This is a genomic window from Pseudomonas sp. S3_C06 (assembly GCF_054667675.1).
The window spans coordinates 4,989,184-5,012,419 of sequence record NZ_CP162747.1 but is presented as its reverse complement, the minus strand read 5'-3'; the positions used below and the strand labels follow the sequence as shown (position 1 = coordinate 5,012,419).

Genomic DNA, 23,236 nt, shown 5'->3' with positions numbered 1-23,236 from the left:
CCCCATGGACACTTTGCAAAACATGCGCGCCTTCAGTTGTGTCGCCGAAGCCGGCAGCTTCACCGCCGCCGCCGTGCAACTCGACACCACCACCGCCAACGTCTCGCGCGCGGTCTCCAACCTGGAAGCCCACCTGCAAACCCGCTTGCTCAACCGCACCACGCGGCGCATCGCCCTGACCGAAGCGGGCAAACGCTACCTGCTGCGCTGCGAACAGATTCTGGCCTACGTCGAAGAGGCCGAAGCCGAAGCCAGCGACGCCCACGCGCGCCCGGCCGGGCAATTGAAAGTGCACACCATGACCGGCATCGGCCAGCACTTCGTTATCGACGCCATCGCCCGCTACCGCAAGACTCACCCCGACGTCACCTTCGACCTGACCCTGGCCAACCGCGTGCCGGACCTGCTCGACGAGGGCTACGACGTGTCCATCGTGCTCGCCAGCGAATTGCCGGACTCGGGTTTCGTCTCGCAACGGCTGGGCATCACCTACAGCATCGTCTGCGCATCCCCCGCCTACGTGAAAGCCAACGGCGCCGCGCAAAAACCCAGCGACCTGCTCAACCACGCCTGCCTGCGTCTGGTCAGCCCGGTGATTCCGTTGGAGAAGTGGGCCTTCGACGGCCCGGAAGGCCAGGAAATGGTCACCATCAACAGCTCACCGTTTCTGGTGAACTCCGCCGACGCGATGAAAACCGCGATCACCAGCGGCATGGGCGTGGGCGTGTTGCCGGTGTATGCGGCGATCGAAGGTTTGCGTAACGGCACACTGGTGCGGGTCATGCCGAACTACCGCTCGCAAGAGCTGAACCTGTATGCGATCTACCCGTCGCGGCAATATCTGGATGCCAAGATCAAGACGTGGGTCGAGTATTTGCGTGGATCGTTGCCAGAGATTCTTGCGGCGCATCAAGCCGAATTGGCCGCCTATGAGTTAAGTGGCAGCCTCGCCGGCGCGCGCGTCGCCAACTGATTTTCAACACACCACGAAACCTGTAGGAGCTGCCGCAGGCTGCGATCTTTTGATCTTGCTGTTTAAAAATCAAAAGATCGCAGCCTACGGCAGCTCCTACAGAATGGGGATTTCGCGGATGTTTCCGACAGGTTGTGACGGTTGTCCGTCGGAAGTGCGGTGGCTAGGATTTGGGTGTCGCTGACGAATCAGCGACCGGGTCTGGAAAACCCGATTTCAACTACCAAAGCTCATGGCATACTGCGGCGCTTTTTCTGCTCGCAATGTTATGGCGGCTGTACGCGGGAGGCCCTTGGGCCTGCCGGTTTTGGCAAGTTGACCGGTTTTTCCAGTCTGCGTACAGCTGCCACCCTTTCGCCTGGAAAACGAAAAGTGGCAGCTTCAACTCAACTTGCCACGAGTATGTTTCCTATGTTCAAACCAACGCCCAATCCGCCCGAAGCGGAGAACACCACTCCTTACGAATTTCCCGGCTCAAAGAAATTCCACGAAGCCGCCGAGCGCGCCCTCGACCACTACCTCAAACCCAACGCCCTCACCCTGCGCTTCCACAAACCCAGCACCATGTTCCAGGTCGCCCCTGATCAGGACAGCGAAAGCCTGCTGGTCCACGCCTGCGAATCACTGGCACAGGCCAGCCTCATGACCAGCGACATCGCCGCCTACATCGACCTGCCGCAACGGCGCACGATTCTGGCGATTCAGCAGATCATCATGCTCGCCGAACTGGCCGTGAACCGCGTGCTGGATAACCACGAAATCCCGCAATCCCCGGCCCACAGCTAAAAGCCCCTCACCCTAACCCTCTCCCAAAGGGAGAGGGGACTGACCGTGGTGTTTGGAGGAGGTACGCCGACGTGCAATATCGAGTCGAACTCTGGCTTTGAAAAGCAAAGCAAAATCACCCCTCTCCCTCGGGAGAGGGCTGGGGTGAGGGGCCGCTCCAACACAAATCCCAAGCCGCCTCCCGTGCTCTTCACCACTCAATAGGCCGAGTGCCAGCTCGCCTGCTCTTGATCTTGATCCACGGGCGACGTCGGAAGGCTGAGTGGAGGGATTGATCCGGGCGTGGGAGCGCAGCGACCGTTTGGCGCAGCCAAACACAGCGAGAGGAGGTGCAGCGAAGCAAACCGGAGACGCTGCGCCCGGATCGATCCCGCAGCGAAGGAACCCCGAGCCCCAGCGAGCGGGCCGCACGTAGGAGCAAGCGTTTTTTTGCTTACTTTTTTGAGGCGTTTGTCAAAAAAGTGAGTCGCCGTAAGGGCGAAACCCTAAGCCGCCATCACCCAAAAAACGGATATACACCCAACACCACCCAAAACCTGGTCGGCCCAGAGGCCGCCAAGACAACCCCAAGCCAGAAATGTTAGCGTGCTTGGTATCAAGCCCGAACAAGAGCCAAAAACGATGAAAAAAACTGTCCTGGCCTTCAGCCGCATCACCCCGCCCATGATCGAACGCCTGCAGCAAGAGTTCGACGTCATCGTCCCCAACCCAAAGAACGGTGACATCAACGCCCAATTCAACGAAGCCCTGCCCCACGCCCACGGCCTCATCGGCGTCGGCCGCAAACTCGGCCAGGCCCAACTCGAAACCGCAACAAAACTCGAAGTGGTCTCAAGTGTCTCCGTCGGCTACGACAACTACGACCTCGACTACTTCAACGAACGCGGGATCATGCTCACCAACACCCCGGATGTGCTCACCGAAAGCACCGCCGACCTCGCCTTCGCCCTGATCATGAGCAGCGCCCGCCGCGTCGCCGAACTCGATGCCTGGACCAAGGCCGGCCAATGGCAAGCCAGCGTCGGCGCGCCCTTGTTCGGCTGTGACGTCCACGGTAAAACCCTCGGCATTGTCGGCATGGGCAACATCGGCGCCGCCGTCGCCCGCCGTGGCCGCTTCGGCTTCAACATGCCGATCATCTACAGTGGCAACAGCCGCAAAACCGAACTGGAGCAGGAACTCGGCGCGCAATTTCGCAGCCTCGATCAACTGCTCGCCGAAGCCGATTTCGTCTGCCTAGTGGTGCCGCTCAGCGACAAGACCCGCCATCTGATCAGCCATCGCGAACTGGCGCTGATGAAACCCGACGCCATTTTGGTGAACATATCGCGTGGCCCGGTGGTCGATGAACCGGCCCTGATCGAAGCCCTGCAAACCAAGCGCATTCGTGGCGCCGGCCTTGATGTGTACGAAAAAGAACCGCTGGCCGAGTCGCCGCTGTTCCAGCTCAGCAATGCCGTGACTCTGCCGCACATCGGCTCCGCGACGAATGAAACCCGTGAAGCCATGGCCAATCGTGCACTGGCCAACCTGCGCAGCGCCCTGCTCGGCGAACGCCCGCAGGATCTGGTCAACCCGCAAGTCTGGCGCGGATAAAAAAACACGGGCAAGTGCGCTATCGCACTTGCCCGTTAGTTATGCCTTACACAACTTGAAATTGAACAACAAAGCCAGTTAAACAACAGCATTATAAGCTCTGCCTGCCTGTCGAATAATCGACAAACGCTATGGAGAGCCAATACCTTGAACACCCTGACAACCGACAAGCTCATTCGTTACAGCAAAGTCATATTGATGGCTTACATCAGCTTCTTTGGCGTGCTGGTGATGATCCACAACTTTACCGACTACAACTCAAACTACACCTACGTCGCTCATATCCTGAGTATGGACACCACCACCGCCAGTGAAACCATCAAGTACCGGGCCATTGAATCACCGATGATCCATCACCGGATCTACTGGTTCATCATCACGCTGGAAGTCACGTATACCGTGCTGTGCCTGATAGGCACCTATCAGTTATATCGCCACATCGATGCTTCCGCAGAGATATTCCACGAGGCAAAAAAGTTCTCGATCATGGGCATATTGGCAGCCATTTTCATTTATTACGTGTGCCTGCAAACCGTGGGTGTGGAATGGTTTGACATGGACACTTCGCAATCATGGAATGCCAAGGACTGGGCGCGACATATCGTTGACTTCATCTTCCCGGTAATGATTTACATCACATTGAAAGTCGAGCGCTGAAGTTCAGCGCTCGTTTATTTCAAGCCAGCTTTCCCTGTACCGGCGCCACCACCGCTTTCGGTTTACGAAACACCAATACGTTGCCCAGCATCACTAACACCAGTCCGACCAGCGCCGGCGCTGTCCACTGATAACCCTCAGCAAATGCCGAGACGTTCAGCGCCACAACCGGGAACAGCACGGTGCAGTAAGCCGCGCGCTCCGGGCCCATGCGTCCGACCAGCGTCAGATACGCAGTGAAACCGATCACTGAGCCCGGGATGACCAGATACAGCAGCGCACCGACGTAACGCGGGCTCCAATCCATGTCGAACGGAATACCCTTGACCAGACACCACACCGACAGCATCGCCGCGCCGTAGGCCATGCCCCAGGCGTTGGTGGTCAGCGGCTTGAGACCCGCTTTCTGCTGCAGACTCGAGAGCATGTTGCCCGCCGAGAAACACAACGTGCCGCACAACGCCAGGCCGAGACCGAGCAAGGTTTGCGGGCTGGCCTGATGCCCGGCCAGTTCCGGCCAGAACAACATGCCCAACCCGAACAGCCCCAGCGCACCGCCCATCAGCACATTGCGCGCGATACGTTGACCGAAGAACACTCGTGCATTCAGCGCGTTCCACAGTGTTGCGGTAGAAAACACCACCGCGACCAGACCGCTGGGAATCCACTGACTGGCGGCCAGGAAGCACATGAAGTTGACGCAGAACAGACACAACCCCTGCGCCACGCAGATCAGATGCCCACGGCGGTTCATCGGTTGCAGGCGACGGCTGAGCAGCAACAGCGCAAACAGCACCAGCGCGGCGAGGCCGAAGCGATAGACGATCGATACGGGAATCGCTACCACGCCCAGTTGCCATTTCAGGGCAATCCACGTCGTGCCCCAGATCAGCACGGTCAGCAAATACAACGACAGGTTCATGGCACACACTCCTCGATAGGCCTTGAGTGTCTGCCCGGGCGGGCGTTGCGCGCTTGCAGATTCTTGCGCTTTTGTCGGGTGGCAGGCTGGCAGCTCGGCGTCTACGGAGTAGGATGCAAGGCGTTGAAGAGAACCGCTCATGGCCGCCATCGATACCTTGCAAGTCTTTCAAGCGTTGAACAGCTCGCCGAACGCACGCCTTGTGCACAGCGCCGAGCTCGGTGACGGCTTGTCTGCGGCTTTGTGGACCAACCACCACGATGCGCAGGAATACGCAGCGCCGAGCCACCACACGTTGTCCTGTTACATCGCCGGTGGCACCGGCACCTTTCGGCGCGGGCAACCCGGACAAAAAGGCGGGCCAGACAAGCTATGCATCCTGCCCGCCGATCATGAGTCGGGCTGGGTGATCAACGGCGATATCCGTCTCGCACACTTGTATTTCAGCGCCGAACAGTTCGCCCTCGGTTGCGTCACGCTGCTGGATCGCGAACCACGGGAAATGCAGCTGCGCGAGCAAACCTTTCTCGAAGACCCGCAACAGGCGCAGCGCTTTCGGCAGTTGCTGAGCCTGAACTGGGACGAACCCGCCGAACGCTTGCTGACCAGCAGCCTCGCCCATGAACTGATCAGCCACACCTTGCTCAGCCAGGTGGGTGCGCGTCAGGGTTTGCGTTTGAAGGGTGGATTGGCGCCACACCAGCGGCGGCAATTGGTGGAGTTCATCGACACTCAGTTGGCCGAGCCGATCAGCCTCGGTCAACTGGCCGGGTTGTGTGCGTTATCGGAATACCACTTTGCGCGGATGTTCCGGACGAGTTTCGGCTTACCGCCGCATCAATACGTGCTGGCGCGGCGCTTGAGCCGGGCACGGGAGTTGTTGCGCGGGACGGCGTTGCCGTTGGGTGAGATTGCGCTGGCGTGCGGGTTTGCCAGCGCGAGTCATTTCACCAATCGGTTCAAGCAGGTTTTGGGGGGGACGCCGGGCGAGTATCGGCAGGCGTTTTTGCGTTGAGCCCTTTTCCCCTCACCCCAGCCCTCTCCCGGAGGGAGAGGGAGCCGACCGAGCTGTCTGGCGCTATACGTCGACCTGAAACACCGAATCGATTATGGATTCGGTAAAGATCGATCACGTCGGCGGAGCTCTCCAATATCCCACGGTCAGTCCCCTCTCCCTCGGGGAGAGGGTTAGGGTGAGGGGCTTCTGATCTTGCCTTAAAACTCCAAAGTGCTGGACAGCGAAACCTGCCGCGAATCGCCCATCGACACAAAGAACCGGCTCGCCGCCGAGGTGTAATACGTGCGGTCAAACAGGTTCTTCACATTGAGCTGAAACTTGACCTTCTGCCCTTCGACTTTGGTGTCGTAAGTGGCAAACGCATCGGCCACGGTATAGCTCGGCAGATCAAAATCGTTCACCGCGTTACCCGCACGTTCACCGACATAACGCGCTCCAGCGCCGACGCGCAACTGGTCGCCGCCGATCACGCTGCCGAAGTCATACACCGCCGACAGTGAGCCGGAATTCTTCGCCACGTTTTGCAGGCGCTTGCCTTTGTAATCCGGGTCTTCGGTCACTTCGGCATCGGTGTAAGCGTAGCTGCCGATCATGCTCCAACGGTCAGTCAGTTGGCCGGTCAAGTCCATTTCCAGACCGCGCGAACGCACCTCGCCAGCCGCGCTGTAAATCGTCGTCGGGCCTTCGGAATTGGCCACCAGCACGTTGCGTTTCTTGATGTCGAACAACGCAATGTTGCCAGTGACGCGCCCCGGCATATCCAGCCGCGCGCCGAGCTCCCATGACTTGGCTTCTTCCGGCGCGATGCTGCCGTCGAGCACGGTGCTGCTGCCGCTCAGCGGGGCGATGGTCGAGTTGGGTTTGAACGATTCGGTGTAGCTGCCGTAAAACGACAAGGCGTCGGTGTAGCGATACACCAGACCTGCGCGCGGGACGAACTTCTGGCCGTTGCTGTCGGTGTTGGCCTTGAACGGCACGCCTTTGCCGGCGTACTGGTCGTACTCCTGGAAGCGCCCGCCGGCGACCAGAATCCACTGGTCATTGAGGTGAATCGAGTCCTGCATGAACACCGAATCGCTGCGCAGTTCATCGGTCTGCGCACTGTCGGGGGCGCTGACGGTCGTGCCGGCGACTTCGCGGCCATACACCGGATTGAGGTAGCTGAACGTGGTCAGGCTTTTCTGGCGGATCAGGTCAGCGCGGTAGATCTTGCGGTACTCGTCGTCGACGCCGAACACCAGATCATGTTGCATGCCCAGCACGTTGACCTTGCCTTCGAGGCTGGCGGTGGTGAACCGGTCGGTGCTGATCGCGTTCTGGGTGCCGTCCATGCTGCGGGTCAGCGTGCCCTTTTTGGTGTCGATGGCGGTCACGCGGACCTGGCTGGCGTCGTAGGTTTCGCGGTTCCAGCTGTAACCGAAGTGGGCTTTCCAGTCATCATTGAGGTCGTGGTCGGCTTCAAAGTGATACAGGTCCGAGCGGCCTTCCATGTTGTTGAACGGCTCGTCCAGACGCTCCTTGCGCGAGATATCCAGCGGGTGATTGGTGCGCGGATCGATCAGCGTGCCACGGTCGAACGGCGTGAGAAATTCGCGGTGCTCGTAGGCGAACAACAGCTTGGTGCTCTCGCCGAACCAGGCCAGCGACGGGGCGATCAGGGTTTCACGATGGGTGCCGAAGTTGCGCCAGTAATCTTCGTCTTCGTGGTCGAGCACCATGCGATAGGCCAGCCCGGAATCGCCCAACGGGCCGGTGCTGTCGAGGCTGCCGCCGCTGCCATTCTTGCCCTCGCCGTAAGTCGAGCCACGCAAGGTCAGCGCATTGTATTGCGTCAATTCCGGCTTCTTGCTGACCATGTTGACCACGCCACCCGGGTCTTGGATGCCGTAGAGCAACGAGGCCGGGCCTTTGAGTACTTCAACACGATCGACGGTGGCGTTCATGCCACGGCCCTGCACGATCGGCATGCCGTCGCGCATGATCGAGCCGTTGCGGTTGTCACCGAAACCGCGCGTCATCACCGAATCCTGAGTGCTGCCCAAGGTATTGCCCTGGGTGATGCCGCTGACATTGGCCAGTGCATCATCGAGATTGCGTGGTGCCTGATCGCGGATCACTTGCGCCGGGATGACGTTGACGGTCTGCGGGATTTCCTGCAACGACGCCGAAGAACGCATCACCGAACTGGTTTCCGGCGGCTGATAACTCATCGACTCGTCGCGCATCGAGGTGATGGTCGTGGCACCAAGGTTCAACGCGCCTTCGGTGGGTTTGGGCTCCAGCGCCAGCGTGTGGCTATCGGTGCGGCGGAAACTCAGGCCGGAGCCACTGAGCAGACGTTGCAGCGCTTGTTCGGCACTCATCTGGCCATTGACTGCCGGCGCGGTGAGGCCGTAAGGCGCTTCGTCGGTGTAGACCACGCTCTGCCCGGTGACGCGGCTGAAATCGCTCAAGGCTTGCGGCAGTGGTTTGGCGGCCAGGGAAAAGTTGAACTGCTTTTGCGCCTGGCTGCTGACGGTTTCAGCGGCGAGCGCCACGCTCATCGGCAACAACGCCAATGCCGAAAAGCTCAGTGCCGACACGCCTAACCACTGTTTGACCGAACCCGATTTTGCCCTGGACTTCATTGCTCAATGACCTGTGTAGAACCGCAACGGATGCGAATGACTCGCAGTTTCAGTCACTACACGGATGGGGCAGATGTTTACCTCACCAACATTTGAAAATTATTTTTTGTGGTGTTCGATCGGGCGCCATCGCGAGCAGGCTCACTCCTACATTTGGAATGCGTTCCCCTGTAGGAGTGAGCCTGCTCGCGATGGCTTTAGCCGCCTCAACGCAAAATAATCAGATGCCCCAACACCTGATGCTGCTCAAACCCCATCACCCCTTGCAGTGAACTGAGCACCGCCTGCGGATCCTTGCTCGGAAAACTGCCACTGACCTTACGCGCCGCCAGCTCATCGTTGAGCAACACTATTCGCCCGGGGTAATAACGGCGCAGATCCTCGACCACATCGGCCAGCGTCGACTTGTAATAAGTCAGCCAACCCTGACGCCAGGCCAGTTGCGCTTCGCTGTCCACCGCGTGAAGCTTTTGCGCCGTGCCTTCGCCGTAAGCAACCTGCTGACCAGCGGTGAGAATCTGCTGTTCGCCGTCGCGATCCGCCGTCACGCCAACGCGCCCGGACAACACCGTGACCTGCGCACCGTGAGGCTGCAGTCGCACTTCGAACTGCGTGCCGAGCACTCGCGCCTGACCTTTCTCGGCCTCGACCACAAACGGCTCGCCGGTGTGCGTAACCGTGAAAAATCCGGCACCACGACGCAGCTGAACATGCCGCTCGCCATGGCTGAAATCCACGGCAATCGCACTGTCGGCATCCAGCGTCACCTGCGATTGATCGGCCAGCGTTACCGTGCGGATCTCTCCGGGCGCCGAAACATAATCGGCGCCCAGATCATCGATCCAGCGTTGCGGTTGCCAACCGCTGCCGAGGCTGACCATCAGCAACAGACACGCCGCCATCGCCAGCGCCCCCGACCAACGCAAAAGCTGCGGACGGCGCGGGCGATCCATCGCATCGAGATAACCCTGCAACGCCAAAGCCTCTTCATCGGCCAGCGTGCGCGCCGGGCTTTCGCTCAATTCCCAAATCACCTGCGCCTGCGCATACGCTTCGGCATGCGCCGGATCGGCGCGCAGCCATTGACTGAAGGTCAGTTGATCGCCGGCGCTCGGCCGGTCATGCAACAGGCTCAGCCAGGCAAACGCAGCCTGCTCTTGCGCGGGCGTCGGGGTGGTGCAATCGGATGGCTTCACGGTGCTTTCCCTGGCAGGCGTGGCGCGGGTTCGCGCAGGCTGGCCTTGCAGGCCTCGAGGGCGCGCATCATATGTTTTTCCACGGCACTTTGGGACAGGCCCATGGCTTTGGCGATGTCCGCGTACTTGCGGCCGTGGATGCGATTGAGCAAAAAGATCTGCCGGGTGCGTTCGGGCAACGCACGCAACGCCGCTTCGACATGGCGCAGATCATTGCCCGCTTCCAGCGCCGCTTGCGGTTCGCTGCCGTGGCTGTCCGGCGCGTCCGGTTGCCAGCCTTCGTTGACGCGCGTGCGTGTGCCTTCGCTGCGCAGATGATCGATGGCGATGTTGCCGGCGCAGCGCAGAAGATAGGTGCTGAGCTCTTCGACCTGCACCAGCGGCCGCCGCCAGAAACGCAAAAACAGGTCCTGAACCAGATCCGCCGCCGTTGCCCGGCAACCCACGCGCCGGCTCACCAGCGCTTCCATTTGCGAACGCTGAGACAGAAAAACCTGGAGAAAATGCGCACGCGCCCCGCGCGGCTCGTCGTCGCGGGATTCCGGCGGTAGACCGATCAGCACTTCAGCACTGCGCCCATGCGGCGACCGGGCTGGCCAGCAGGCTGACCCCGGCCAGCGCCAATGCGAAACGCGGGCGATACGGCAGCAGCAATACCAAAGCCAGAGCACTGAGCATCAGCACGGCGAACCAGTCGACCAGGCCGAAACTCCAGCCGTTCGCCGAAACGGCAGCCCACAGCGACAGGCACAACAGGAGCCAGCCACCGATTTTCAGTCCCTGTCGACGCGAGGTTGAAAGTTTTTCGCGGAGCAATTCATCGTGGTGCCGAGGCATCGACAAGCACAACGCGGTGAATCCGGTGTAGGTAAGCAACAAGGGCAACAGCATCAGTTCGTCCCTTGTTCAAGGGTGATCGGCGGAGCCTTTTCGCGTGGTGCTTTTTTCACGCTGACCGTGCTGCCGGCGCGCTGCATTTTCCACGCGGCCCAAGCCAGAAACAGACCGGTTGCCAGGCACGTCAGATCAAACCCGGCCAATGCCCAATCACCGTGCTTGAGCGTGACGCCCAGATTCCAGGAAGTGGTCAGCGCATTGATCAGCGGCACTGCGACAAACAGGCCAGCACCCAGGGCAAGCTGCTCAATCCAGGCTTTGCGCCCCGGCCGCAACATCGCGTGTGCCACGCTCAAGCCCCAGGCAATAAAGAATGCGTTCACCTCCCAATCGGCACGCTCGGCAAGGCTCACCGGCAACAGACGATTGGCCAGGAAGAACACCGCCACCGCCGACACCAGCCCGGCCATGCTGGCGATGTTCAGCACTTCAACCAGCCGCAATTCAAACGGCATCACGCCGCTCCTGGCGTGTTTGAGCTGACGCTTGCCGAGCCAGATCACCAGCCCGGTGCCGATCATCGCCGTACCCGCCAGCCCGCAGATGAAGTACAGCCAGCGCAACACCGGCCCAGCGAAGTGGCCCATGTGCAAACCGTAGAACGCGCCACCTACCGCCATTGCTACCGGCTGCTCCGGTGTGCTGCCGAGCATCTGCCCGGTCACACCGTTGAAGGTCACGGCCCTACCGAAATCATGCACGACACTGTCGCCGGCACGGGCCAGCACCACCGTCGCATTGGCATCGCCCGGATTGCTCACCGACAGGCGCGCCGTGTGGCCGCCCGACCATTGCTCGCTGGCCTTGCTCAACAGCGGCGCCATCGCCGCCAACGGTGCCGCGATGTCGGCGCGTTCCGGAGTCTTCGACGCCGGGAAAACTTCGTCATAGAACTTGCGCACGTCACTGCCGTATGAGGCGACGATGCTCGCCGGCATGACCATCGACATGAAAATCACCAGGCTGCTGTAGGTGATCATCAAGTGAAACGGCAGCACCAGTACGCCCACTGCGTTATGCCCGTCGAGCCAGGAACGCTGGCCCTTGCGCGGGCGGAAAGTGAAGAAGTCCTTGAAGATTTTCTTGTGGGTGATGATCCCGGTGATCAACGCGACGAACATCACCATCGCGCCAATGGTCGATAGCCAACGGCCCCAGGGGTAAGGCATTTGCAGTTGAAAGTGGAAGCGGTAAAAGAACTCGCCGCCCATGCTGTCGCGGCCCTGCACTTCGGCACCGGTTTGCGCATCGAGGGTTTTCGCTTCGAAACGGCCGCGCTCGCCATGCTTCGCCGGCGCTGGCTGCCAGCGCACGGTCATGCCGGGATCACGGGCATCGGGCAGATCGATCAGCCAGCGCGAAGCACCCGCCGCGTGTTGTTGCAGATAATCCTGGGCCAGCGTCAGGCTGGTCTCGGCACTCACCGATCGAGCAGGGATTTCCGGCTGCATCCAGTGGCTGATCTCATCTTTGAAATAGGCCAGCGTCCCGGTCAGGAAAATCGCGAACAGCAACCAGCCGAACAGCAGTCCGGTCCAGGTGTGCAGCCAGGCCATCGCCTGACGAAAGCCCTCTTTCATGCCAGGCCCAATCCACGTGCCGCGCCGGAAATGGTTGCCAGAATCACGCTCGGCACCAGCAAGCCGACCCAGGCCGACCACGCCGTGCGGCAGGCAAAACACCAGAGCACCGCCACCAGATAGACCAGAAAGGAAATGGTCATGCCGGTCACCACCGCTTCGGCGCGGCTCAACGGCAGCCACAGCGTCAGGGTGACACTGGCCAGCGCCGCGACGAGATAGCCGCCAAACACCGCCGCCAGCACCCGAGAAGTGACGGCCAGACGATAGGACATGGGAAGTGTGGCGAGTTTGCCTTTCATGTTTCGACCCTGAAACGAAAAACGTCCGGCCGATCAGCCGAACCTACAGGCGAGCAATATTAATGATAAATATTCTCATACGCAAAAGCATCTGATTGCCGGTGGCGTATCTCGACCTCTACAATGCGAACAGTTCTTGTTCTCTAACGTACTCTCTACCGCGTCAAGAAAGCGCCCGGAGTCCACCGTTGTCGTCCGCCCATCCCGTCGAATCGCTCTATCAGGCCCACCACAGCTGGCTGACCGGCTGGCTGCGGCGCAAGCTCGGCTGCCCGGACAACGCGGCGGATCTGGCGCAGGACACGTTCATCAAAGTGCTCACCGCCCGCGAGCCACCGGTAATCATCGAGCCGCGTGCCTTCCTCACCACCCTCGCCAAGCGCGTTCTGTTCAATCACTACCGCCGTCAGGATCTGGAGCGCGCCTATCTCGACACCCTCGCGCAGATACCGGAAATGGTCGCGCCGTCAGAAGAAGACAAAGCGATCATCCTGCAAACCCTGATGGAGCTGGACGAGTTGCTCGACGGTTTGCCGCGTCAGGTCAAACGCGCCTTTTTGCTGGCGCAGGTCGATGGCCTGACTTATCCACAGATTGCCGCCGAACTGGGCATTTCCGTGGCCACGGTTAAACGGCATTTGAACAAAGCAGCAATGCGCTGCTATTTCGCCCTATGAACCGCGTGCCGGATTTCTCCTCTCAGGTTGCCGAGCAGGCGGTGCACTGGCTGATGGAAATGCAGCAAGGCGCACTGTCGCCACGCCAGCAATTGGCAATGCAACAGTGGCTGGACGCGCACAGCGAGCACCGGCGGGCGTGGGAACACATTCAACGGGTCAACCAGCGCTTGCGCGGTGTGTCTTCGCCGCTGGCACACGCGGCGTTGAACGGGACGAGGTCCGGCAGTCGTCGGCAGGCGCTCAAGCTGTTGCTGATTCTCGGCGCTGGTTCGGCGGTCACTTGGGGCATGCGCGAGCACAATCCGCTGCCGTCGCTGCTTGCCGACTACCGCAGCCCGATCGGGCAACGGCGCAAGGTGGCGCTTGGTGCCGGCGATCAGATGCAACTCAACACAGCCAGTGCCGCCGATGTGGATGTCTCGGCGCGACTGATCCGCTTGCTCGAAGGCGAAATCCTCCTGACTGCCGCGCAATCTTTCGAAGTGCGCACCGCTCAGGGCATTCTTGAAACTCACGGTGCACGTCTCAATGTGCGTCAGTTTGCCGATCGCACGCAGGTTGCGCTGTTTGACGGCCGCGTCGAACTGAGCAGCAATGGACGCGCGCCGATGCTGCTGCCGCTTGCACGGCAACTGAGTTTCACCTCGAAATCCATCAGCGAAGCCAAACGGCTGGATGCCAACAGCGGCGCCTGGGCCGACGGCATGCTGGTGGCCGCGCATATGCGTCTGGGCGACTTCCTCGATGAACTCGGCCGCTACCGTCGAGGCCAGCTCAATTGCGACAGGAACGTCGCCGACCTGCTGATTTCCGGGACTTATCCACTGGACGACAGCGAGCGGATTCTCGACCTGCTGGAAATCAGTTTGCCGGTGAAGGTGAAGCGCTTTACCCGTTACTGGGTGAGCGTCGAAGCGCGGGTCTAAAAAACATCAAAAATAAATGAGCCGTTTTTCAGATCTGGCGTGACAGAGAAGGAAAGCCCCCTTGATTCAACCTTCTCAGGATCATCCGACATGCACTCCACCCGCCTCACGCCACTGGCTCGTACCCTGCGCAATCTTGTCCTCGGCGCCAGCCTGAGTTTCAGTGCCCTGCCCGCCGCGCTGGCCGCTGATGCCAAGGCTTATCACATCGCGCCGTCGTCGCTGGAGAACGCCCTCAACCAGTTTGGCCGTGAAGCGGGTGTGCTGACTTCGTTTGGTTCGCAAGTCACCAGCGGCGTGCAAAGCCGTGGCCTGGAAGGCAGTTACACACCTGAGCAGGGTTTGAATGCATTGCTTGAAGGCACCGGTCTGCAAGCGCGCGCCGAAGGCAACAATGCGTTCAGCCTGCAACCGGTGGCGGATGCCGCGCTGGAGCTGGACACCTCGAAAGTCGTCGGCGACTGGCTCGGCGACGCTGCGCAAATCAATGTGTTCGAGCACCCGGGCGCGCGCGATGTAATCCGCCGCGAAGAGTTCGAACGCCAGGGCGCCACTCAGGCGCGGGATGTGCTCAATCGCATCCCCGGCGTCAACGCTCCAGACAACAACGGCACCGGCAGCCACGACATGGCGCTGAATTTCGGTATCCGTGGCTTGAACCCGCGACTGGCCGCGCGCTCGACCGTGTTGATGGACGGCATTCCGGTGCCGTTCGCGCCCTACGGCCAGCCGCAGTTATCGTTCGCGCCGATCAGCATGGGCAACATGGATGCCGTGGACGTGGTGCGTGGCGGTGGCGCAGTGCGGTATGGCCCGCAGAACGTCGGCGGCGTAGTCAACTTCGTGACCCGGGCGATTCCTGATGAACCGACAGTCAAGGGCGGCTTCCAGACGGAAACCAGCCCCTCGTCGAGCCATGACGGTTTCAAGACCAGCGCCAACCTGCTGGCTGGCGGCACCAATGCCAATGGTCTCGGCGGCGCGTTGCTCTACTCCGGGACGCGCGGCGGCGACTGGCGTGAGCACAGCGACACCGAGATCGACGACCTGATCCTCAAGGGCAAATACCAGCTCGACGAAGCCAACAGTTTCAACGCCATGGCCCAGTATTACGGAGGCAAAGCCGACATGCCCGGCGGTTTGAACGTCGCGGATTACGACGCCGATCCTTATCAATCGACTCGCCCGAAAGACCAGTTCTGGGGCCGGCGCACGATGTTCAATTTCGGCTATCGCTATCAGGAAGATCGCCGCGAATTCACCGCCAACACCTTCTTCACCAAGACCTTGCGCAGCGGTTATCTGGATCAGGGCAGCTTCTTGTCGCTGTCGCCGCGCGAGTATTGGGTGCGCGGCCTGGAAACCCGTTTCGCCCAAGGCTTCGACCTCGGCCCGACCAGCCACGAAGTCGGCGTCGGCTACCGCTACATCAACGAGGCTGGCCACGAACTGCGCTATCGCACGCCGATCGCCAGCAACGAATACCCGACCACCAACAGTCGCAATGACCGCGACACCCGTGGCGGCACCGAAGCCAATGCGTTCTTCGTCGACGACCGCATCGACATCGGCAAATGGACGATCACCCCGGGCGTGCGCTACGAGATGATCGAATCGCAGCAGACCAACAACCTGACCAACGTCAAATACAAGGGCGACTACAACACCGCACTGCCGGCTTTAAACGTGCTTTATCACCTGACCGACAGCTGGAACCTGTACGCCAACACCGAAGGCTCGTTCGGCAGCGTGCAATACAGCCAGATGCCCAACCGTGTGACCAGCGGCGAAGTGAAACCGGAGAAGGCCCGCACCTGGGAACTCGGCACGCGCTATGACAACGGCGCGTTGCGGGCCGAGATCGGCGCGTTCCTGATCAACTTCGACAACCAGTATGAAAGTAATCAGACCAACGACTCCGTGATTGCCCGAGGCGAAACCCGCCATCAAGGGATCGAGACCAGCGTCAATTACGCGCTGGATGACTTGAGCCCGGCACTCGCCGGCTTCGATGTCTACGCCACCTACGCCTATGTTGATGCGACCATCCGCGAAGACGGGCCGAACAAGGGCAATCGCGTGCCGTTCTCCTCGAAACACAAAGGCACGATTGGCGTCGGTTACACCGAAGGGCCGTGGAAGCTCAATCTGGACAGCAGCTTCCAGAGCGACCAGTTCGCCGACAACGCCAACACCTCGAAGGAAAGCGCCGATGGCAGCACCGGAAAAATCCCCGGCTACATGCTGTTCAGCAGCCGCGCCGGGTATGACTTCGGGCCGCAGTTGGCGGATCTGAATGTGGCGGTGGGGGTGAAGAACATTTTCAATACGCAGTACTTCACGCGTTCGTTTGATGACAACAACAAGGGCAAGTATGTCGGGGAACCGCGCACGGTTTATGTGCAGACTTCTGTAGCGTTCTGAGGATTGAGAAGCCCCTCACCCTAGCCCTCTCCCAAAGGGAGAGGGGACTGATCGTGGGATGCTTGCGAGGTACGCCGACCTGTACGTGCTGTGCCGAATCCATAATCGACTCGACCTGAAACCGCTTTGCCGAATCCATAATCGACTCGGTCTGTCAGGTCGATGTACAACGCCAGACACCTCGGTCGGCCCCCTCTCCCTCTGGGAGAGGGCTGGGGTGAGGGTTCTCGGCTACAGTGAAATATCAAACCAACTTCACAAGGATCGTGAAGCATGCAAACCCGCCTCACCCTCGCCCAATTCGCCCGCCAGCTCCGCGTCAACCAAACCGACTGCGAACACCTGCTCTGGCAAAAACTCCGCTCCCGCCAGATCGCCAATCTGAAATTTCGCCGGCAATTTCCGTGTCCGCCTTACGTGCTGGATTTTTACTGTGCGGAGTTGAAATTGGCGATTGAGCTGGACGGTGGTCAGCACTTTGAAACGCAGGGACTGATTCATGATCAGCGCCGGACACGCTATCTGAATCAAAAGGGGATTGAAATTGTGCGTTTCAGTAATCTCGAGGTGATCCAGCAGATGGACGATGTGCTGGAGCAGATCATAAGAATTGCAGCGAATCGAAAAATACCCTCACCCTAACCCTCCCGAAACGTCGGACCGCCCAGAGGGAGAGGGGACTGACCGGGGGATGCTTGCGAGCTACGCCGACCTGATTCTGCTTTGCCGAATCCATAATCGACTCGGTCTTTCAGGTCGATGTACCCCGCAATACGACTCGGTCGGCCCCCTCTCCCGGAGGGAGAGGGCTGGGGTGAGGGGGCGCTCTCTTATGCCCTGCGCAAATAACTCCACAAACAAAAACGGGCCTGCTTCCGCAGGCCCGTTCTCATTGGGTGGCTTATAAAGTCAGCGCATCAACTGTTGATCGCTGCCTGTTCGTTCTCAAGAAATTCTTCCTCCAGCAGAGCGTCATTCGCCTTGCTAAATGGCACGATGGCGGCACGTGGCTTGCCTCGCAGTTTGCCAAACAGGTGCTCCAGTGCATGCTCAAGTTTTTCGGCAGCGCCGTCGATCGCCAGTTCCAGCGAATCGGCCTTATGGGTCACGGAAATCGGTTGATGGCCTTTCGGCCGCGCTTCCAGTTGGCAGCGCAAGTCATGGGGACCTGGTTTGTCACCGTTCTCGTCGCTCAAGTGGACTTCGACACGGGTCAGGTCTTCTTCATAACGTTCGAGCGTGCTCTCAATGGTTGTACGTACCCACTCCTCCAGTCGTTGACTACTTTGAATATGGTTATCGCTGTTGACTTGGATTTGCATAGTTCATCCCTTATTTCAGCTAGCTCGTGAGAGGCCTTGAGTTGAATTTCCTGACCTCCTGGTTACAACAATCGGCCCGACCGGCGAACATTTCAACCCCTGAAAAAAGATAAATATTCATTCGCAAAAAAAGCCGGACAACCGAGCAAGGCACTGGTAAGGTCGGGAGTTGGGTCGCCTCGCAACCCGGCAAAATTTGCTCACAATTGCCCGTCGTTCAACGGGTGCAAACTGCGAAATATCCCCGCCTCCTCGACCAGCCAATCATGCACCGCACGCACGCCCGGATGGCTCAAGGCCCCCGGCGCATACAGCAACACGTAGCGCTTGTGATTGGGCACCGACAGGCCAAACGGCACAATCAACGTCCCCCGCTCCAGCTCATCGTTAAGCAAGGTGCGGCGGGCAATCGCCACACCCATGCCGGCAATCGCCGCTTCGATGGTCAGGTGATTGCGGTTGAAGGTATGTCCACGCCGTACGTCGGCGCCTTCAAAGCCGATCGCGTTCAAATAGAATTCCCACTCCGCGTATTCATAACTGCCACGCCAGGCAGTGATGTCGTGCAGCAACGGAAAATGCACCAGATCCGCCGGGCCATGCAGTGGCGGTCGCCCGCGCAACAGGCTCGGCGCACACACCGGGAAAATCTGCTCGTCGAGCAAGGCTGTGGATAACAATCCCGGGTAACTGCCGTCGTTCAAATCGATCGCCAGATCAAAGTCGCCTTCGTGCAACGGCACGCTACTGTCCTCGGCGACCAGCCGAAGCTGAATATCCGGATAGCGCTGTTGCAGGCGCGGCAGACGCGGCGTCAGCCATTTGCTGAGAAACGAAGGAATCGAGCGCACACGCAAAATCCCGCTGATCATTCCGGCATCAAGTCGACGCAATTCCGCATCGATGCTGCCATACGCTTCATTAACGGTAATGGCCAGCCGCTGCCCTTCTGCACTCAATTCCACACCGCGCGCGCGCCGATGAAACAGGCGAAACCCGAGGCGATCCTCCAACTGGCGGATCTGCTGGCTAACCGCCCCCGGGGTGATGTGCAGTTCCTCGGCACAACGGGTGAACGACAGATGCCGCGCGGCACAGGAAAACACCTGCAGCCAGACATAGGTCTGGGCATGCAATTGACGACTCATCGTTTAGTCCTGCTAAAGGCTTACTTAGGAAGTTTCGTTAGTCACGTAGGACCGAGGTAGGCAGTATCGCCGACATTGCGCTTGTCCTACAACAAATGGCAGCGATTCCTACTCCATTGCTTGTAAGGGTTTAGCATGGCTATCAGTGTTTTCGATCTATTCAAAGTCGGCATCGGCCCGTCCAGTTCCCACACCGTCGGTCCGATGCGTGCGGCGGCAACCTTCGCTCAGGCGCTGATCGATCAGCATCTGTTGAACGATGTGCGCCGTGTGGAAATCCGTTTATACGGTTCGCTGTCGGCCACGGGTGTAGGTCACGCCACCGACCGCGCCACGGTCATGGGCCTGATGGGCGAATGGCCGGACAGCATTGATCCGTCGACCATCGATCCACGCATCCAGCAACTGCGCGAGACAGGCCAACTGTCTCTCGCCGGGCAAAGAGAAATTGCCTTCGACTGGCAGCATGATCTCCTGCTGCTGGATGAGAGCCTGCCCTACCACCCCAACGCCATGTCGCTGACAGCCTTTGGCGAAACGGCCGAGCTGTTCGAGCAGACGTACTACTCGGTCGGCGGCGGTTTCATCATCGAAGCGGCGGAAGCCGAGTCCGGTGTGGCGCCGACCGGTGATGTGGTGTTGCCGTATGACTTCTCCAGCGCTGCCGAACTGCTGGCGTTGTGCCGACAGCACAATCTGCGCGTGTCCGAACTGATGATGGCCAACGAGCGCGCCTGGCGCACTGACGCAGAAATCCGTCAGGGCCTGCTGCACATCTGGTCGGTGATGCGTGAATGCGTCGAACAAGGCCTGCGCCACGAAGGCATTCTGCCCGGTGGTCTGAATGTGCCACGTCGTGCAGCGAAACTGCATCGCAGCCTGTTGGAAATCGGCAAGCCGAACGTGATCAGTTCGACGCTGTCGGCGATGGAGTGGGTCAATCTGTTCGCCCTCGCCGTCAACGAAGAAAACGCCGCCGGCGGACGCATGGTCACCGCGCCGACCAACGGTGCAGCGGGGATCATTCCGGCGGTTCTGCACTACTACATGAAATTCAATCCGGACGCGTCTGACGATGATGTCGTCGCTTTCTTCCTGGGCGCGGCCGCCGTCGGCATTCTCTGTAAGAAGAATGCCTCGATCTCCGGCGCTGAAGTTGGCTGCCAAGGTGAAGTCGGTTCGGCCTGCGCGATGGCCGCTGCCGGCCTGGCTGATGTACTCGGCGCCACCCCGGAGCAACTGGAGAACGCTGCCGAAATCGGCCTGGAACACAACCTCGGCCTGACCTGCGACCCGGTCGGCGGCCTGGTGCAAGTGCCGTGCATCGAGCGCAACGCCATCGCCGCCGTGAAAGCGATCAACGCCACGCAAATGGCCCTGCGCGGCGACGGCAAGCACTTCATTTCCCTCGACCGGGTGATCCGCACCATGCGCGATACCGGTGCCGACATGCACGACAAATACAAAGAGACTTCACGGGGCGGCCTGGCTGTGAGCTGGGTGGAGTGCTGAGGCGCATTCCCTGACCGCCCCGGCAGACCGCACCCGACGGTCTGCCAACCGTGAGCCCGAGCAAAAATAATAACGAGGCGATACCGATGACCGATGTACGTACACCTGCTGCCGAAAATCCCGCTGTAGACCGCACACGCAATACAGAAACAGCCCACAAGGGCTGGAGCAAATTCGACACCACCTGGATGCTTGGGCTGTACGGCACTGCCATCGGTGCCGGTACGTTGTTCCTGCCGATCAATGCCGGTGTCGGTGGTTTCTGGCCGTTGCTGATTCTCGCCGTGCTGGCGTTTCCGATGACCTTCTTCGCCCACCGAGGCCTGACCCGCTTCGTACTGTCTGGTCGCTCCGGGAACATCACCGAAGTGGTCGAGGAACACTTCGGCATCGGTGCCGGCAAGCTGATCACACTGCTGTATTTTTTCGCGATCTTCCCGATCCTGCTGGTGTACAGCGTGGCGCTGACTAACACCCTGAGCAGCTTCCTCGAACACCAATTGCACATCGCTCCGCCGCCTCGGGCGATCCTTTCGCTGGCGTTGATTCTGGGTTTGATGGCCATCGTCCGTTGTGGTCAGAGCGTCATCGTCAAAGCCATGAGCGTGTTGGTGTATCCATTCGTCGCCGCGTTGCTGCTGCTCGCGGTCAGCCTGATTCCGAACTGGAACGGCGCTTTTTTCGCCAGTGCTCAAGAAGCCATGCCGATGTCGGTTTTTCTCAAGACGCTATGGCTGGCGATCCCGGTGATGGTGTTCTCGTTCAACCATTCGCCGATCATCTCCGCGTTCGCGGTTGAGCAGAAACAACGCTACGGCGAGCAGGCCGAACGCAAGAGCAGCGGCATCCTCGCCATGGCCCACGGCATGATGGTCGTGACGGTAATGTTCTTCTGCTTCAGCTGCGTGCTGGCATTGTCGCCGGCGGATCTGGCAGCGGCCAAGGCGCAGAACATTTCGATCCTGTCGTACCTGGCCAACCACTTCCAGACCCCGGTCATCGCTTATGCCGCGCCGCTGATTGCGCTGGTAGCGATCACCAAGTCCTTCCTCGGCCACTACATCGGCGCCAGCGAAGGCTTCCAGGGCATGATCGTGAAAAGCCTGCGCAGCCGTGGCCGTGTCATGTCAGCGAGCTGGCTGAACCGCGCGACCGCCGTGTTCATGATTCTCAGTTGCTGGGCCGTGGCGACTTTCAACCCGAGCATCCTCGGGATGATCGAGGCTTTCGGTGGGCCAGTGATTGCCTGTCTGTTGTTCCTGATGCCGATGTACGCCATACGCCGCGTGCCAGCCTTGCGCCAGTATTCGGGCCAGGTGTCCAACGTGTTTGTGGTGCTGATCGGCCTGATTGCACTGTCAGCGATCATCTACTCGGTTCTGCCCTGAAAACGCGCCATTAAAAAAGGCGAGCCAAGCGGCTCGCCTTTTTTATGCCCGTGTTCATTGTTCGACAATTTTCCCGGCACAGCCCTTGCTACATACCTGCAGGAGCGGCCGCAGGCTGCGATCTTTTGATCTTCGTGACCGACATCAAAACATTGAAGAGCAAAAGATCGCAGCCTGCGGCAACTCCTATACGAAGCAACAACACAGACCACGGAATGGCCAGTGATCCGGTTTGGCGAACCAACCCGATCACGGCCGGTCAACAACTGCACGTTCAATCAGGCGGTGACGCATCATGGACAATCCTTTTCAGATCATTACCGATGCCTTCGCGCCGGACTATCAGATCAACCTGAGCATTCAGGGCCTGGACGGCAGCATCATGCTGACCCTGTCCAATAGCGGCCGGATCGTGGCCAAACGCATGATCAGCGCCGAGCAGCGCAACGACCCCGCGCGTCTCAAGCGACTGGTGCAAAGCATCCAGTTCGGCATCGCCATCGAACAGGGCCACAGCGCCATGGCGATCCTCGAAGCCATGACCAGCGGCAGCGGGCTGACCCCGCCACCGCCCCTCGTCAGCAGCCAGCCCCGACCAGCGGCCGGGCTTTAAAGCTCACCCTTCTCGACTTCAGGATGTTCGCTGGAACCGGTGCCCAGTGTGCGCTGCGGTTTCTCGATCTTCACCGAGGGAAATTGTGACGAGGCGTAACGCACCACCAGAATCGCCAGCGCCAGCAGCAGAATCCCGCCGCACAGATAGATGATGCCCATGTCCGGCGGGTTGTGGTGCGAGACATTGGAGATCAGCAGACGGGTCAGCGCGGTGATCGCTACATAGATCAGAAAGCGCACCGGCATGTGGTTGGTCTTGAAATAAATCCCGACCATCGCTCCCAGTTCGAGATAGATGAACAGCAGCAGAATGTCATCGATCTTGATGTGGCCTTCCTCGAGCATCCCGAGAAACTCCATCACCGCCGCGTATGCCGTCACCGCACCGATGGCAAACAGCGCCAGATAGTGGAAGGTCTCGACAAACAGGTTGCCCAGGGACTCGGCCAGTTGATGCACGTTTTGCCGCAATTTCTCGGCCCAGTTTATTTTCACGATGATGTTCCTTAGCTCGAATGCGAGCGGATGATGCGTGTTGGACGTGACGGTTTTCTGCACGTAACGGTTTTCATGCAGAAAAGAGGCCACGCCATCATGGCGAACCGCCGCCAGACCCGCGCCGTGGCGTTTGGTCGCACCACCTCCGCCATGGTTGGAGCGAGCCTGC

At 59.8% G+C, this 23,236-nt stretch carries 22 protein-coding genes; 12 read left to right on the top strand and 10 right to left on the bottom strand.

Features of this window, described 5'->3' with window-relative positions:
- Positions 1-4 precede the first annotated feature (4 nt).
- The 4 genes from AB4N44_RS22170 (at position 5) to AB4N44_RS22155 (ending at position 4,012) form a co-directional block, all read left to right on the top strand.
- Positions 5-973: a LysR family transcriptional regulator gene (locus AB4N44_RS22170; RefSeq protein ID WP_007914118.1), complete on the top strand. Its 969-nt coding sequence runs from the start codon at positions 5-7 to the stop codon at positions 971-973.
- Positions 974-1,384: 411 nt separating this feature from the next.
- The gene (locus tag AB4N44_RS22165) at positions 1,385-1,759 is read left to right on the top strand and encodes a DUF6124 family protein (RefSeq protein WP_150776262.1); all 375 of its coding nucleotides are present in this window, start codon (positions 1,385-1,387) and stop codon (positions 1,757-1,759) included.
- A gap of 621 nt (positions 1,760-2,380) precedes the next feature.
- Positions 2,381-3,355 carry a 2-hydroxyacid dehydrogenase gene (locus AB4N44_RS22160; RefSeq protein WP_460107486.1) on the top strand — a complete coding sequence of 325 codons (975 nt, stop codon included), beginning with the start codon at positions 2,381-2,383 and terminating at the stop codon, positions 3,353-3,355.
- A gap of 147 nt (positions 3,356-3,502) precedes the next feature.
- Positions 3,503-4,012, top strand: a complete 510-nt coding sequence (locus AB4N44_RS22155; protein ID WP_127925895.1) for a DUF2165 family protein — start codon at positions 3,503-3,505, stop codon at positions 4,010-4,012.
- A 19-nt stretch (positions 4,013-4,031) separates the two neighbouring features.
- On the opposite strand, the gene AB4N44_RS22150 is transcribed toward AB4N44_RS22155, so the two are convergent.
- Positions 4,032-4,934, bottom strand: a complete 903-nt coding sequence (locus tag AB4N44_RS22150) for a DMT family transporter (RefSeq protein ID WP_460107490.1) — start codon at positions 4,932-4,934, stop codon at positions 4,032-4,034.
- A 139-nt stretch (positions 4,935-5,073) separates the two neighbouring features.
- Here AB4N44_RS22150 and AB4N44_RS22145 point away from each other — a divergent pair, with 139 nt between their 5' ends.
- Positions 5,074-5,949, top strand: a complete 876-nt coding sequence (locus AB4N44_RS22145) for a helix-turn-helix domain-containing protein (protein ID WP_460107493.1) — start codon at positions 5,074-5,076, stop codon at positions 5,947-5,949.
- 200 nt (positions 5,950-6,149) lie between these two features.
- Here AB4N44_RS22145 and AB4N44_RS22140 read toward each other — a convergent pair whose 3' ends face one another.
- The 6 genes from AB4N44_RS22140 to AB4N44_RS22115 form a co-directional block, all read right to left on the bottom strand.
- A complete protein-coding gene (locus AB4N44_RS22140; RefSeq protein ID WP_460107495.1) occupies positions 6,150-8,579 on the bottom strand; it encodes a TonB-dependent siderophore receptor in 2,430 nt (809 codons plus the stop codon).
- Between the two features lie 206 nt (positions 8,580-8,785).
- Positions 8,786-9,775 (bottom strand): FecR family protein, encoded by a 990-nt coding sequence (locus tag AB4N44_RS22135; protein ID WP_460107498.1) that lies wholly within the window; start codon positions 9,773-9,775, stop codon positions 8,786-8,788.
- Positions 9,772-10,338 carry an RNA polymerase sigma factor gene (locus tag AB4N44_RS22130; RefSeq protein WP_127925890.1) on the bottom strand — a complete coding sequence of 189 codons (567 nt, stop codon included), beginning with the start codon at positions 10,336-10,338 and terminating at the stop codon, positions 9,772-9,774. The genes AB4N44_RS22135 and AB4N44_RS22130 overlap by 4 nt, the downstream gene beginning before the upstream one ends.
- 1 nt (position 10,339) lies before the next feature.
- Positions 10,340-10,666, bottom strand: a complete 327-nt coding sequence (locus AB4N44_RS22125) for a DUF3325 domain-containing protein (RefSeq protein ID WP_160038360.1) — start codon at positions 10,664-10,666, stop codon at positions 10,340-10,342.
- On the bottom strand, positions 10,666-12,252 hold the full coding sequence (locus AB4N44_RS22120; RefSeq protein WP_460107501.1) for a PepSY-associated TM helix domain-containing protein: 1,587 nt from the start codon (positions 12,250-12,252) through the stop codon (positions 10,666-10,668). The genes AB4N44_RS22125 and AB4N44_RS22120 overlap by 1 nt, the downstream gene beginning before the upstream one ends.
- Positions 12,249-12,554, bottom strand: a complete 306-nt coding sequence (locus tag AB4N44_RS22115) for a DUF3649 domain-containing protein (RefSeq protein WP_016986986.1) — start codon at positions 12,552-12,554, stop codon at positions 12,249-12,251. Before AB4N44_RS22115 ends, AB4N44_RS22120 begins: the two co-directional genes overlap by 4 nt.
- Before the next feature lie 188 nt (positions 12,555-12,742).
- Between AB4N44_RS22115 and AB4N44_RS22110 the strand changes: the two genes are divergently transcribed.
- The 4 genes from AB4N44_RS22110 (at position 12,743) to AB4N44_RS22095 (ending at position 17,226) form a co-directional block, all read left to right on the top strand.
- Entirely contained in the window at positions 12,743-13,231 is a 489-nt protein-coding gene (locus AB4N44_RS22110; protein ID WP_150749525.1) for a sigma-70 family RNA polymerase sigma factor, read from the top strand.
- Positions 13,228-14,160, top strand: a complete 933-nt coding sequence (locus AB4N44_RS22105) for a DUF4880 domain-containing protein (protein ID WP_460107503.1) — start codon at positions 13,228-13,230, stop codon at positions 14,158-14,160. Before AB4N44_RS22110 ends, AB4N44_RS22105 begins: the two co-directional genes overlap by 4 nt.
- Positions 14,161-14,250: 90 nt before the next feature.
- Complete coding sequence (gene fecA / locus AB4N44_RS22100; RefSeq protein ID WP_460107505.1) at positions 14,251-16,584, top strand: TonB-dependent Fe(3+) dicitrate receptor FecA; 2,334 nt, start codon at positions 14,251-14,253, stop codon at positions 16,582-16,584.
- Between the two features lie 273 nt (positions 16,585-16,857).
- Entirely contained in the window at positions 16,858-17,226 is a 369-nt protein-coding gene (locus AB4N44_RS22095) for an endonuclease domain-containing protein (RefSeq protein ID WP_127925884.1), read from the top strand.
- A gap of 275 nt (positions 17,227-17,501) precedes the next feature.
- Here the strand turns inward: AB4N44_RS22095 and AB4N44_RS22090 are convergent, their stop codons facing one another.
- Together AB4N44_RS22090 and AB4N44_RS22085 are read right to left on the bottom strand one after the other, a co-directional pair.
- Complete coding sequence (locus tag AB4N44_RS22090) at positions 17,502-17,906, bottom strand: HPF/RaiA family ribosome-associated protein (RefSeq protein WP_127925883.1); 405 nt, start codon at positions 17,904-17,906, stop codon at positions 17,502-17,504.
- A 200-nt stretch (positions 17,907-18,106) separates the two neighbouring features.
- A complete protein-coding gene (locus AB4N44_RS22085) occupies positions 18,107-19,054 on the bottom strand; it encodes a LysR substrate-binding domain-containing protein (protein WP_038357584.1) in 948 nt (315 codons plus the stop codon).
- Between the two features lie 135 nt (positions 19,055-19,189).
- Here AB4N44_RS22085 and AB4N44_RS22080 point away from each other — a divergent pair, with 135 nt between their 5' ends.
- From AB4N44_RS22080 to AB4N44_RS22070, 3 genes are all read left to right on the top strand, one after another.
- Positions 19,190-20,566 (top strand): L-serine ammonia-lyase, encoded by a 1,377-nt coding sequence (locus AB4N44_RS22080; RefSeq protein WP_160038348.1) that lies wholly within the window; start codon positions 19,190-19,192, stop codon positions 20,564-20,566.
- An 86-nt stretch (positions 20,567-20,652) separates the two neighbouring features.
- Positions 20,653-21,954: a serine/threonine transporter gene (locus tag AB4N44_RS22075; protein ID WP_150749530.1), complete on the top strand. Its 1,302-nt coding sequence runs from the start codon at positions 20,653-20,655 to the stop codon at positions 21,952-21,954.
- Positions 21,955-22,249: 295 nt separating this feature from the next.
- Positions 22,250-22,567: a DUF3509 domain-containing protein gene (locus AB4N44_RS22070; protein ID WP_127925879.1), complete on the top strand. Its 318-nt coding sequence runs from the start codon at positions 22,250-22,252 to the stop codon at positions 22,565-22,567.
- Here the strand turns inward: AB4N44_RS22070 and AB4N44_RS22065 are convergent.
- A complete protein-coding gene (locus AB4N44_RS22065; protein ID WP_053117232.1) occupies positions 22,564-23,064 on the bottom strand; it encodes a phosphate-starvation-inducible protein PsiE in 501 nt (166 codons plus the stop codon). The genes AB4N44_RS22070 and AB4N44_RS22065 overlap by 4 nt on opposite strands.
- Positions 23,065-23,236 lie beyond the last annotated feature (172 nt).